Below are 13327 nucleotides of genomic sequence, written 5' to 3' on the forward strand. Positions count from 1 at the left end.
TGGATTCGTTATTTTGCCGGGATCGGCTGATCGAGGTCGGCGTGGCGGGTCAGCTCGTGCTCGTTCGGCTTCCTGGTGCGCAGCTTGTCGAGCAGGACGTAGACGACCGGCGTGGTGAGCAGGGTCAGGAGCTGGCTGGCGACCAGGCCGCCGATGATGGCGATGCCGAGCGGACGGCGCAGCTCCGAGCCTTCGCCGAAGCCGATCGCCAGCGGCAGCGCGCCCAGGGCGGCCGCCAGGGTGGTCATCAGGATCGGGCGGAAGCGCAGGATGCAGGCTTCGCGCACCGCTTCCACCGCGCTCAAGCCGCGCGCACGCTCGGCTTCGAGCGCGAAGTCGATGATCAGGATGGCGTTCTTCTTGACGATGCCGATCAGGAGGAAGACCCCGATCAGGGCGATGATCGAGAACTCCATCCGGAACAGCAGCAGCGCCAGCACGGCGCCCACGCCCGCCGAAGGCAGCGTGGACAGCACCGTCACCGGGTGCACCAGGCTCTCGTACAGGATGCCGAGCACGATGTAGATCACGACGATGGCCGCCAGGATCAGCATCGGCTGCTCCTTGCTGGACTCCTGGGCGGCGCGCGCCGTACCCTGGAAGCTGCCGCGCACGTTGGACGGCATCGCGATGTCGGCTTCGGCCTGCTTCAGCGCGGCCTGGCCGTCCTCGAGGTTGTAGCCCTGGGCCAGGTTGAACGAGACGGTGGTCGACAGTTCACCGTCCTGGTGGTTGACCGAGGTCGGGGTCGAGCTTTCCGCGTAGCTGGCGATCGCGCTCAGGGGCACCATGGTGGTGGCGCCGGTAGAGAGCGCCGCTCCGCTGGCCGGGTCGCGCGCGGCCGTCAGGTTGGTGGACGAGCCTGCCGTGCCGGAGGTGGACTGCGCGCCGCCGCCGCTCCCCCCGCCACGGGCCGGCACGTAGACGTCGCGCAGCGCTTCCGGCGACTGCGCATAGCGCTGGGCCACGCCCATGATCACCCGGTACTGGTTCAGTTCGTCGTAGATGTTGGCCACCTGGCGCTGGCCGAAGTTGTTGTACAGCGCGTTGTTGACGTCGCGCGTGCCGATGCCCAGGCGCGCCGCGGTGTCCTTGTCGATCGTGACGAAGGTCTCGACGCCGTTCTCGGCCTGGTCGGTGTCCACGTCCACCAGCGCCGGCTGGCGCTTCATCGATTCGGCCAGGCGCGTGGCCCATTGTTTCAGGTCGGCCGCATTGTCGCTCTTGAGCGTGTACTGGTAGGTCGAGTTGCTGGAACGCCCGCCCATGCGCAGGTCCTGCACCGGATTCAGGAAGATCGACACGCCGGTGACGCGCGCAAGCTTCGGACGCAGGCGCGCGATGACGGCCTGTCCGGTATCGCCTTTCGCACGCTCGTCGATGGGTTTCAGGTTAATGAACATGAAACCGCCGCCCGCGCGTCCGCCGCCGGTGAAGGCGACCACGGTGTCGACCGCCGGGTCGCGCCGGATGATGTCCACCAGCTGGCGCAGCTTGTCCTGCATGGCCTGGAAGGAGATGCTCTGGTCGGCGCGGATACCGCCGTTGAGCTGGCCGGTGTCCTGCTGCGGGAAGAAACCTTTCGGGGCCGCCGCGAACAGGTAGACGTTCAGGGCCACCACGAAGCCGAGGATGATCATCACCAGGAGCTTGCTGTCGAGCGCCCAGTCGAGCGCGTGCCCGTAGCCGCGCAGCACCCGGGCGAAGCCGCGCTCGGACCAGCGTGCGAGAACGCCCGGCTTCTTGTCCTTGTCTTCCTTGCGCAGCAGCCAGGCGCACATCATCGGGGTGGTGGTCAGCGAGATCACCAGCGAGATCATCACCGCCGCCGACAGGGTCACGGCGAACTCGCGGAACAGCCGGCCTACCTGCCCGCCCATGAACAGCAGCGGGATGAACACGGCCACCAGCGACAGCGAGATCGACAGCACGGTGAAGCCCACCTCGCGCGCGCCCAGCAGCGCCGCCTTCATGCGGTCCATGCCGGACTCGATGTGGCGCGCCGTGTTCTCCAGCACCACGATGGCGTCGTCGACCACGAAGCCGGTGGCCACCGTGAGCGCCATCAAGGACAGGTTGTTCAGGCTGAAGCCCAGCATGTGCATGACGCCGAAGGTGCCCAGCAGCGACACCACGGTGGCCACCGCCGGGATGACGGTCGCGCGCAGGCTGCGCAGGAACACGCTCACCACCAGCACCACCAGCAGAATCGACAGCACCAGGGTGAATTCGATCTCATGCAAGGAGGAGCGGATCGAATTGGTGCGGTCCGACGCCACCTGCAGGGTCACGTCGCCCGGCAGTTGGGCCTGCAGGGTCGGCAGCAGCGCGCGCACGCCGTCCACGGTCTCGATGACGTTGGCGTCCGGCTGGCGCGTCACCAGCACGATGACCGCCGGCTGGCCGTTGAACAGGCCGAGCGTGTTGACGTTCTCGACGCCGTCGATGACCTCGGCCACGTCGCGCAGGCGAATCGCCGCGCCGTCGCGCCAGGCCACGACCAGGTCGCGGTAGTCGGCCGCCTGCGGCCGGCCCTGGCCGGGGGTGCTGCCTTCCTTGCCGGCCGGCTGGGAATAGATCTGGAAGCGGTTGCCGGCGCCTTCGATCGCGCCTTTCGGGCGGTTGGCATTGGTGGCCTGGATCGCGGCGCGCACGTCCTCGCTCGACAGGCCGACCTTGTTGAGCGCATAGGGCAGCAGCTCGACGCGCACCGCCGGCAGCGAGCCGCCGCCGATCTCGACATCGCCCACGCCCTTCACCTGGGCCAGGCGCTGCTGCACCAGGTTCGACACCGACTCGTAGATCTGGCCGGGCGAGCGGGTCTTCGAGGTGAGCGCCAGGATGATCACCGGCGCGTCCGAAGGGTTGGCCTTGCGGTAGGTCGGGTTGCTGCGCAGCGTGGCCGGCAAGTCGGCCCGGGAGGCATTGATCGCGGCCTGCACTTCGCGCGCGGCGGAGTCGATTTTCCGGTTCAGGTCGAACTGCAGGCTGACCCGGGTCGAGCCGTTGCTGCTGCTCGATGTCATCTCGTTGACCCCGGCGATCACGCCCAGCCTGCGCTCCAGCGGCGTGGCCACGCTCGAGGCCATGGTTTCCGGGCTGGCGCCGGGGAGCGAAGCCGACACCGAGATGGTCGGATAGTCGACCTGCGGCAGCGGCGAGACCGGCAGCACGAAGAAGGCGGCGATGCCGGCCAGCGCCAGGCCGATCGTCAAGAGGACGGTCGCGATCGGGCGTTCGACGAAGGGCCGCGACAGGTTCATGCGCCGATCCTCTCGGGCTTGTTCGGCGCCGGTCCGCGCTTGTCCCCACCCCTGCGTTGCGCCAGGCGGTCGAATGCCAGGTAGATCACCGGCGTGGTGAACAGGGTCAGCAGCTGGCTCACGATCAGGCCGCCGAAGATGGCCAGGCCCAGCGGACGGCGCAGCTCGGCGCCCTCGCCCGTGCCCAGCATCAGCGGGACCGCGGCGAACAGGGCGGCGAGCGTGGTCATGATGATCGGACGGAAGCGCAGCAGCGCGGCCTGGCGGATCGCGTCCAGCGGCGCCTTGCCCTCGTCGCGCTCGGCCTCGATGGCGAAGTCGATCATCATGATCGCGTTCTTCTTGACGATGCCGATCAGGAGGATGATGCCGATGATGCCGATCACCCCGAGCCCCTGCCCGGTCACCCACAGGGCCAGCAGCGCGCCCACGCCGGCCGACGGCAGCGTCGACAGGATGGTCAAGGGGTGCACATAACTCTCGTACAGCACGCCCAGCACGATGTAGACGCAGACCACGGCCGCCAGGATCAGCCACAGCTGGTTCGACAACGAGGCCTGGTAGGCGCCCGAGGCGCCGAGGAAGGTCATGCTCACCGCATTCGGCATCTTGATCTCTTCGGCCGCTGCGCGGATCGCGTCCACCGCGGTGCCGAGCGAGACGCCCGCGGCGGTGTCGAAGCCGACGGTGGCGGCCGGGTACTGGGCCACGTGGGTGATCTGCAGCGGCGCCTCAGCCTCGCGGATGGTGGCCACCGCCGACAGCGGGGTCGGCTGGCCCGAGCTGGTGCGCAGCTGCAGGTTGTTCAGGCTGGCCGGCGACATCGCCCCATCCCCGTCCTCCTGCTGGGCCTCGAGGATCACCCGATACTGGTTGGTCTCGGTGAAGATGGTCGAGACGATGCGCTGCCCGAAGGCGCTGTAGAGCGCGTCATCGATCGAAGCCGCCGTGATGCCCAGGCGCGAGGCGGTGTCGCGGTCGATGTCGATGTAGGCGGCGCTGCCGACCGCGCCGGCGTCGGTGGTGGCGTTGCGCACTTCCTTTTTCTTCGCCATCTGGGCGACCAGCTTCCTCGCCCATTCGTTCACGGTGGCGCTGTCGGCGCCCTCGATCGACAGGCGGTACTGGGTCGGCCCGCTTTCGGCGTCGATGGTCAGGTCCTGGGTCGGCTGCAGGTACAGGGTCACGCCCGCCACCTCGGCCACCCGGCTGCGCAGCCGGTTCATGATCGCTTCCTGGTCGCCGCGTTCCTCGGACTTCAGGTTGATCAGCATGGTGCCGGTGTTGAGCATGGTGTTGTTGGCCGCGTCCACGCCCACGTAGGAGCTGAGCGAAGCGACCGCCGGATCCTTCAGCACTTCGGCGGCGGCAAGCTGCTGCAGCCTGGCCATCTCGGCATAGGAGATCGACTGGCGCATCTGCAGCCTGGCCTGCAGCTGGCCGGTGTCCTGGGTCGGGAACAGGCCTTTCGGAATCACGACCCACAGCAAGGCGGTCAGCACCAGGGTGGCCAGGGCCACCAGCAGGGTCAGGCCCTGGCGCGCCAGCACCCAGCCGAGCGCCACGTCGTAGCGCCCGATCACGCGGTCGAAAAAGGCCTGGGACTTTTGCGCGAAGCGGCCCGGGCGCTCCTCCGCATGGCTCTTGAGCCAGCGCGCCGACATCATCGGCACCAGGGTGAGCGACACCACCATCGAGATCAGGATGGTCACGGCAAGGGTCACCGCGAATTCGCGGAACAGGCGGCCGACCACGTCGCCCATAAACAGCAGCGGGATCAGGACCGCGATCAGGGACACGGTCAGCGAGATGATGGTGAAGCCGATCTGGCTCGCGCCCTTGAGCGCGGCCGCCATCGGTTGTTCGCCCTCTTCGATGTAGCGCGCGATGTTCTCGATCATGACGATCGCATCGTCGACCACGAAGCCGGTGGCGATCGTCAGCGCCATCAAGGACAGGTTGTTCAGGCTGTAGCCCATCAGGTACATGACGCCGAAGCTGCCGACCAGCGAGATCGGCACCGCCAGGCTGGCGATCACCGTCGCGCGCAGGCTGTGCAGGAAGGCGAAGATCACCAGCACCACCAGCACCACGGCCAGCAGCAGTTCCATCTGCACGTGCTCGACCGAGGAACGGATGCCGGCGGTGCGGTCGCTCAGCACGTCCATGCGCACCGCGCTTGGCAAGCCCGCCTGCAGCTCGGGCAGGCGCTCCTTGATGCCGTCCACGGTGGCGATCACGTTGGCGCCCGGCTGGCGCTGCACGTTCAGGATGATGGCCGGCTTCATGTTGGCCCAGGCCCCGATGCGCACGTTCTCGGCGCTGTCGACCACGCGCGCCACCTCTTTCAATCTCACCGGGGCGCCGCCGTTGTTGCCATTCCTGTAGGCGACGATCAGGTTCTGGTAATCCTCGACGGCCAGCAGCTGGTCGTTGGCGTTGATCGCATAGGAACGCGTGGGGCCATCGAAATTACCCTTGGCGCTGTTGGCGTTGGCCGCCGTGATGGCCGAGCGCAGGGTGTCCAGGCCCAGGCCGTACGAAGCAAGCGCCTCGGTATCGGCCTGGATCCGCACGGCCGGGCGCTGGCCGCCCGACAGGGTCACCAGGCCGACGCCCGAGACCTGGCTGATTTTGAGCGCCAGGCGCGTGTTCACCAGGTTCTGCACCTCCGTGAGCGGCAGCGTGTCGGAGGTGATCGCCAGGGTCAGCACCGGCGCGTCGGCCGGGTTGACCTTGGCGTAGACCGGGGGCGCCGGCAGGTCGGTGGGCAGCAGCGAGCCGCCCGCATTGATCGCAGCCTGCACTTCCTGCTCGGCCACGTCCAGCGTCTGGCCGAGGCCGAACTGCAGGGTGATCACCGAGACCCCGGCCGCGCTGGTGGAACTCATGCGCGTCAGGCCCGACATCTGGCCGAACTGGCGCTCCAGCGGCGCGGTGACCGTGCGCGCCATCACTTCGGGACTGGCGCCCGGGTACAGGGTCTGCACCTGGATGGTCGGGAAGTCCACCTGCGGCAGCGCCGACAGCGGCAGGAAGCGGTAGCCGACCAGGCCGGCCAGCACGATGGCCAGCATCAAGAGGGCCGTCGCGACCGGGCGTTTGATGAATGGGGCGGATGGACTCATGGGGTACTCCCGTACGGCGCCTCGATGCGAGCGTGATTTGAACGCGCGCACGGGAAACCCGTGCACCCTACGTAGGGTGGTCGGCTTTGCCGACCGCGCGTCCAGCACACGCTGATCATTGTTGGCCCCCTTGTCGCTGGCGTCGACCTTCGCCCTGTCCGGCGCCTCCCTGTACACGCGCTCCCTGCGGCCGGTTGCCCGGCAGCGTCACTTTGGCGCCATCGCGCAAGCGGTCCGCGCCTTCGGTAATCACCTGCTCGCCCACCTTCAGGCCGGTCTTGATCTGCACCTTGTCCACGCTCGCCTGCCCGCGCGTCACCGCGCGCTGCGACACCGTTTTTTCCTGGGGATCGAGCACGTACACGAAGTCGCCGTTGGCCCCATGGCGCAGCGCCGTCACCGGCACCACCACCGCGTTATCGATCATGTCCAGTTGCAGGCGCAGGTTGACGAACTGGCTCGGGAACAGCTTGTTGTCGCTGTTGGCGAAGCGCGCCTTGGCGCGCACCGTGCCGGTCTGCACGTCAACCTGGTTGTCGAGCGCGATGAAGCTGCCCGTGGCCAGCTTGTCGGTGCGGGTGCGGTCCAGGGCGGTGGCGGGCAGCTTCGCGCCTTGCGCGATGCGTCCCTGCAGCGCCGGCACCTGGTCCTGCGGCACGGTGAATTCGACGTCGATCGGCGACAGCTGGGTGATCACCGCCACGCCGTTCGCGTCGCCGGTGTTGACCAGGTTGCCGATGTCGACCGTGCGCAGGCCCACCCGGCCGGAGATCGGCGCCTTCACCTGGGTGTAGCCGACATTCAGCTGGGCGATGCCTTCGGCCGCGCGGTCGGTCATGACCGTGCCCTCGAGCTGCTTGACCAGCGCGGCCTGGGTGTCGACTTCCTGGCGGGCGATCGACTCCTGTTCCAGCAGGGTGCGGTAGCGGCCGAGCAGCAGTCGCGCGTTCTCGAGCTGGGCCTCGTCGCGCTGGCGCTGGCCGCGCGCCTGCAGCAGCGCCATCTCGAAGGGGCGCGGATCGATCGTGGCCAGCACCTGGCCGGCCTTGACCGCCTGACCTTCGGTGAACAGGATCTTCTGCACCACGCCCGAGACCTGCGGCCGCACGGTGGCGGTCGCCGCCGGCACCACGGTGCCGAGGGCGTCGATCAGGATCGGGATATCTGCCTGTTCGGCGGTCGCAACGCCGACCGTGGTCGCGGGCCCGCCGCGCCCGCCCCGGCCGCCGCCACCGGCGCCAGGACCGCCGCCGCCACCGGGACCGCGGGCGCCGGCCGCCCCCGGCGGGCCGCCTGCGCCCTCGCCCGCCGGACGGTGGGTCAGGTACCACGCCAGCGCCGCCAGGCCGGCCATCGCGAGCACCGCGATGACGGTACCGATCAGGCGCTTGCGGCGCCTGGCCTGGGGCGATGGGGGTGGCGGGCTCGTGAGGGCGGACTTGGGGGACTGGTTCGAATCCATGCTCTACCTTGTTCTTATGGGCGGAATGTTATTCAGATAACGCAATGCCGAAAAGATTAGCATGGTGCACTGTCCCGATATGTTTCGTAACGTACATTGCGTGCATGACCCTGTTACATGGGCGGGACGGTTCTGAGCATCGATTGACACCGATGGCCCCCAAACCCGTGCCGTAAACGGGAAACGGGTGCGGAATCGCTTCCGCACCCGTCATTTTTTCCGTAGCACTCAGTTACAAACTGGCTACAAATCCGACCCCATCCCGTTCACGGCGTGCCGCACAGGCAGTGCGTCACCGCGGCGAAGGGCTTGCGGCCATCGGCGACGTCTTTCAAGAAGGCCATGTCCTGCGCCACCTGGGCCACGGGGCCGGCTGGCAGCGCCGCTTCCATCAGGCCGAGCTTGACCTGGATATTGACGGCTTGCGCCGTCGAAGCGCCCATCATGTTCAGGAAGCGCTCGATGCGGCTGACCGGCCGCTCGATGTAGGCGACCCGGTAGTCCTCGCCCAGCTTGGCCCGCTTGGCGGCCGACGCCAGCGCATCGCGATAGCCGCCCAGGCGGTCGACCAGGCCGCGTTCCTTGGCCTGGGCGCCGGTCCAGACCCGGCCCTGCCCCACTTCGTCGATCTTCGCCGGCGTGGTCTTGCGCGCTTGCGCCGCCTTGGTGGTGAACTCGCTGTACACGTGGTTGATGCTGCTCTGGACCAGCGCGCTGAAACGCGGGTCGATCGGACGCAGCGGGTTGTAGGCATCGGCCAGCCAGGTGGTGGTGACGCCTTCGGTATGGATGCCCAGCTTGTCGCTCACCTTCTCGGCGGTCGGCAGGATGGTGAACACGCCGATCGAGCCGGTGATGGTGGCCGGGTCGGCGATCACCTCGTCGGCCGCCATCGAGATCCAGTAGCCGCCCGATGCGGCCACGCTGCCCATCGACACCACCACCGGCTTGCCGGCAGCGCGCGTCAGTTCCAGCTCGCGCCGGATCAGCTCCGAGCCATAGGCGCTGCCGCCGGGCGAATCCACGCGCAGCACCACTGCCTTGACCTGATCGTCCTCGCGCGCCTGGCGGATCAGGTTGGCGGTGGTGACGCCACCCACCACGCCCGGGCCGCTCGTGCCTTCGGTGATGTTGCCGGAGGCGGTGATCACGCCCACCGCATCGCCGAAGGGACGGACTTCGTGGCGCGCCAGGTAGTCGTGGTAGCCGACCTGGCGGAAGGATTTGATGCGCTGGTCCCAGGCGCCGCGCTTGGCCAGCATGTCGCGGATCTCGTCGCGGGTCTTGATGCCGTCCACCAGCTTGGCGCGCAGCGCCACCTGCGCCGCGCTGCCCTCGGCCGCTTCCATCTGCTGCGGCAGGGTCTCGATCCAGCGCGCCACGCTGCCGGCGGCGAGCTTGCGGTTCTTCTCGACCTGGGCCGTGTAATCCTGCCACAGGGCGTTGTACAGGAAGCTGTCGGCTTCCCTGGCGGCGTCCGACGGACCGTTGGCGATATACGGTTCGGCGAAGCTCTTGTAGGTGCCGACCTTGATCAGGTTGACCGTCACGCCCAGTTTGTCGAGGGCGTCGCGGTAGTAGTTGCGGCGTGCGCCGAAACCTTCGATCAGCACCATGCCCATCGGGTGCACATAGACTTCATCCGCGTGCGAGGCGATCAGGTAGCGCTTCTGGTCGTAGGTGCCGCCCCAGGCCACCACCTTCTTGCCGGCAGCCTTGACGCGGTCGAGCGCGGCGCCGACCTCGCGCAGCTGGGCCAGGCCGCCGCCGTCCAGCTGGTCGAGCAGGAGCACGACGGTGCCGATGTTCTTGTCCTTCGCCGCGGCATCGAGCACGCGCAGCAGGTCGCGCAGGCGCACGCTGCGCTTGCTGTCGCCGCCGATCGAATCGAGCACCGTGTCCTCCAGGCTCGACTGGTACTGCTCGACCAGGTCGCCCTTCAGCTCCAGCACCAGGGCGGTCTTCTCGCCGATCGGCTTGACGCCGCCCGAGGTCATGATCGAGATGACGATGATGACGAACAGCAGGAACAGCAGGTTCATGAAGGTGCGGCGCGATACGTCGACCGCGCGCCACAGCATGCCGAAAGCGCGGCGCAGCGCACTCAGGGGTTTGAAAGCCATCGAAACTCCGTCTTCAATCGATTGAATAGGCGCAGGCCGCTTTACACGGTGACTGCGGCCGTCCCGGCCTTTTCCTTCTGGGAGATGGCGAACAGGCCGGCATACACGAGTATGCCATTTACCATAAGCAATTCCAGTCCAAGGCGGTAAGAACCGAGCAAGTGTTCCTGATTGTACTCAAGGAGAGCGCAAAGAATCGGTGCGCCAATCGTAATGTACGGCACCAGGCGGTCGGTCAGCGTGCGGCGCGTGAGCATGCCGAAGGCGAACAGGCCCAGCAGCGGGCCGTAGGTATAGGCTGCCAGCTTCAGGATCACCCCGATCATGCTCGGGTTGTCGGCCGCCTTGAAGCCCAGCACCAGGAGCAGGAACAGCGCGGCGAAGCCCAGGTGCACGCGGCGGCGCAGGCTTTCCTTGGCCGCTTCCGTCATGTCGGTACGGCGCTTGATGCCCAGCAGGTCGATGCAGGTCGACGAGGTCAGCGCCGTGATCGCGCCGTCGGCGCTGGGGAACAGGGCCGAGATCAGCGCGATCAGGAACACGACCTGCAGCGCCGCCGGCAGGTGGCCCATCACCACGGCCGGGAAGATCTTGTCGCCGCTTGCCGTGACGCCCGCGATCGGCGCGTACAGGTACAGCAGGCCGCCCAGGAACAGGAAGGAGAGCAGCACCACGACCAGCACCGCGGTCAGGGTCAGCATGTTCTTCTGCGAGTCCTTCAGGGTCTTGACCGAGATTGTCTTCTGCATCATTTCCTGGTCCATGCCGGTCATCGTGATCGTGATCAGGGCGCCGGCCACGATCTGCTTGAGCCAGAAGTTGGGGCTGTCCAGATCGTGCGTGAAGATCCTGGCCAGACCTTGCGACTGCATCTGGTTCAGGCTTTCCGGCACCGACATGTTCAGTTCGCCTAGCAGGATCCAGACGCATGCGAACAGGCCGAACAGCATGGCGCTGGTCTGCAGGGTGTCGGTCCAGACAATGGTCTTGACGCCGCCCTTGTAGGTATACAGCAGGATCATGGCCAGCACGACGAGGGTGCTGAGCCAGAACGGCACGCCGAGGCTGTCGAGGATGATCGCCTGCAGAATATTTACGACCAGGTACAGCCGCGCGGTGGCGCCGAGCAGGCGCGACACGATGAAGAAGCCCGCCCCGCTCTGGTAAGCACGGCGGCCGAGGCGGACGTCGAGGTAGTGGTAGATCGAGGTCAGCTGCAGGCGGTAGTACAGCGGCAGCAGCACGTAAGCCACGGCGACGTAGCCGATCACGTAGCCGATCACGATCTGGGCATAGCCGAAGCCGTCGACACCGACCGCGCCCGGCACGCTCACGAAGGTCACGCCGGACAGCGTGGTGCCGACCATGCCGAAGGCGACCAGCATCCAGTTGCTGCTCTTGTTACCGATGAAGAAGCTGTCGTTGTTGGCGTTGCGGGAGGTCGCCCAGGCCACGGCGAGCAGGAGCGCGAAGTAGCCGATGAGGATTGCGAAAAGGAGTGCCGGGGACATGGGATTCCAGTGGGGTTGTCGTTTCGCCCAGCAATATACACCTAAGCGATGCCACCGGGAATGCAGCAAACTTGCCCTGCCATGCCCGGCGGTTATGCCTCGACAAAACCTTCTGGCGATCCACTACTCTTCACAAAAATTCCCGACAGTTGCAATCAAGGTGGCGCCGCAGGTCGTTTTATGTCCCTCGTAAGCGACTGCGATGTCGTCGATGACGTGGCGCTGCTCGCCTTCGGCGATCTTGCAGTTGTCATGTCCCTTGATGGGACAAGTGCACACGTCGCCCACACGGGCCACCGGTTTTCCATCCACCGTGAAATGCTCTGCGCTTACGCTCACTACCTTGCCGCCATGGGATGTCGGGTCACCGAGACGAATGACGTTGCACATCGCTCAGCCTTGTTGTTCGGGCGGGTGTTTCTGGTGCAGCCTATCGCCAGAATTGTTACGTTCGGCAATCTTCTAGCGCCATCCTCTGGATGACTTTGCGCGACCAATGGCGTGTCAACTGGCGCAATGGCAAGAGCACGCTGGTCGCTATAGTCTACCAGCTTCCAGACTGTTGCCAGTTGATGGGAAGGTGCTTCTCCTTTAAGCTTTTGCCAGAGAGATGGTTTGCCAAGCACTGTCACCCGCGGCATTGTTTCGCCAGCTTGGATATACCTGCGCCGGCTGCTTTCGGTGTCGGATGCTTCGTTGGATTCCCACATACCCGTCTGCGGGCAGGTGCGTCCGGTGGCGGCAAGCTCTCCCAACGGAAAACGCGGTTGCGGGTCGGTGCCTGTGGTCTTTACCGCCGCGGCGCCGGTCGGGCGCACACGGATAGTGCTGGTTATCTTGTCCCACACCGCAATGGCTTCTTCGTCGGTCAAGCTGGGTTTGGTAGCGCCGGCGGCGTTGTTGGCGACGCCGGTTTGCATGAGGATAAGCACGAACGGTTTCAGAGGATCATGCGGCACCCCCTGGAAATCGATGCCGAAGTCGTGAATGCCGTGGATGTCGGCCTGGTCTGGCGAGCGGGACAGGCCTTCGAAACCGTCGGCCCAATCGTGGATCTGCCGCTCGCCTCTACGGAAGTATTTTGGTTTTCAGGCGCGGGTGGTTCGGGTTTTCGGCTTTCAGATTCTTTTCGAGCCGTTCGAGTTGCCATTTCAGCGTATTGCTTTCGCTGCGGTGCGGGTTTGAAGGACGAATAGAGATGGACAAATGCGTGTCGGGGAATTCCTTCAGGCGAAAGCCGATGCTGATGAGTTCGGCACGACGCTCTTTCTTCGTGCCCGGTTTATCTGGCAGGAAGGCATGCTCGATGCAATTGCCAGGTTCAGCAGGTACTTCATGCTCCGCACGCGGTCGCAAACGCTGGGCGATGCTAATGATATCCGAAGTCACACGATCTTTCATATTATCCAAGGGACGAGAATCGATCACCACTCCGTCATCGTTCAACTTGAAATAACCATTGATTTTAAGCTCACTGATCGCCTCAAAACCTTCGTAACCGGTTACGATTTTTCCCTCAGGGTGAGTTATTTCTTCAACTGAAATCAATAAGGGAATGTCATTGAGATAGATAGCCTTCTCGCTTTTTAGCTCGTCGATAAATGTTTGCGCCATGGCTTCAACTTCGTTCACGCCGTTCGGGTACACACTGACGCCGAGAGGAACACTAACGTCTCCCCAAGCAACCGTGGTTGCGGCAGGCACGTCGATCATGAAACGCCCGAAGCAGACGGCCTTGGTTTTCTCGAACATTGGCTGCAGGCGAGGAGTGAGTACGGTCATGTTTGGTGTCTTCCATTCATCAGAATCATGTTTGCAAGCGGCCAGCAGCCATACTGAG

General features: G+C 65.6%; 8 protein-coding genes. All 8 read right to left on the reverse strand.

The window, feature by feature from the left end; genetic code table 11:
- Positions 1–8: 8 nt before the first annotated feature.
- Complete coding sequence (locus MasN3_RS17855) at positions 9–3263, reverse strand: efflux RND transporter permease subunit (RefSeq protein ID WP_281908992.1); 3255 nt, start codon at positions 3261–3263, stop codon at positions 9–11.
- Entirely contained in the window at positions 3260–6391 is a 3132-nt protein-coding gene (locus MasN3_RS17860; protein WP_281908993.1) for an efflux RND transporter permease subunit, read from the reverse strand. Before MasN3_RS17860 ends, MasN3_RS17855 begins: the two co-directional genes overlap by 4 nt.
- Positions 6392–6506: 115 nt before the next feature.
- On the reverse strand, positions 6507–7853 hold the full coding sequence (locus MasN3_RS17865; protein ID WP_281908994.1) for an efflux RND transporter periplasmic adaptor subunit: 1347 nt from the start codon (positions 7851–7853) through the stop codon (positions 6507–6509).
- A gap of 266 nt (positions 7854–8119) precedes the next feature.
- Complete coding sequence (gene sppA / locus MasN3_RS17870) at positions 8120–9976, reverse strand: signal peptide peptidase SppA (protein WP_281908995.1); 1857 nt, start codon at positions 9974–9976, stop codon at positions 8120–8122.
- Positions 9977–10017: 41 nt separating this feature from the next.
- Positions 10018–11487: a sodium:solute symporter gene (locus MasN3_RS17875; RefSeq protein ID WP_281908996.1), complete on the reverse strand. Its 1470-nt coding sequence runs from the start codon at positions 11485–11487 to the stop codon at positions 10018–10020.
- A 123-nt stretch (positions 11488–11610) separates the two neighbouring features.
- Positions 11611–11877: a PAAR domain-containing protein gene (locus tag MasN3_RS17880; RefSeq protein ID WP_281908997.1), complete on the reverse strand. Its 267-nt coding sequence runs from the start codon at positions 11875–11877 to the stop codon at positions 11611–11613.
- Entirely contained in the window at positions 11826–12542 is a 717-nt protein-coding gene (locus tag MasN3_RS17885; protein ID WP_307730423.1) for a T6SS immunity protein Tli4 family protein, read from the reverse strand. Before MasN3_RS17885 ends, MasN3_RS17880 begins: the two co-directional genes overlap by 52 nt.
- Positions 12543–12555: 13 nt before the next feature.
- Entirely contained in the window at positions 12556–13269 is a 714-nt protein-coding gene (locus MasN3_RS17890; RefSeq protein WP_281908998.1) for a T6SS immunity protein Tli4 family protein, read from the reverse strand.
- Positions 13270–13327 lie beyond the last annotated feature (58 nt).

It is taken from the genome of Massilia varians (assembly GCF_027923905.1).
GTDB lineage: Bacteria > Pseudomonadota > Gammaproteobacteria > Burkholderiales > Burkholderiaceae_D > Telluria > Telluria varians_B.

Bases quoted from the DNA above. Each gene is read 5' to 3' on its own strand.
- MasN3_RS17855 (WP_281908992.1), bottom strand. From the start codon at position 3,263: ATGAACCTGTCGCGGCCCTTCGTCGAACGCCCGATCGCGACCGTCCTC.
- MasN3_RS17860 (WP_281908993.1), bottom strand. From the start codon at position 6,391: ATGAGTCCATCCGCCCCATTCATCAAACGCCCGGTCGCGACGGCCCTC.
- MasN3_RS17865 (WP_281908994.1), bottom strand. From the start codon at position 7,853: ATGGATTCGAACCAGTCCCCCAAGTCCGCCCTCACGAGCCCGCCACCC.
- sppA (WP_281908995.1), bottom strand. From the start codon at position 9,976: ATGGCTTTCAAACCCCTGAGTGCGCTGCGCCGCGCTTTCGGCATGCTG.
- MasN3_RS17875 (WP_281908996.1), bottom strand. From the start codon at position 11,487: ATGTCCCCGGCACTCCTTTTCGCAATCCTCATCGGCTACTTCGCGCTC.
- MasN3_RS17880 (WP_281908997.1), bottom strand. From the start codon at position 11,877: ATGTGCAACGTCATTCGTCTCGGTGACCCGACATCCCATGGCGGCAAG.
- MasN3_RS17890 (WP_281908998.1), bottom strand. From the start codon at position 13,269: ATGACCGTACTCACTCCTCGCCTGCAGCCAATGTTCGAGAAAACCAAG.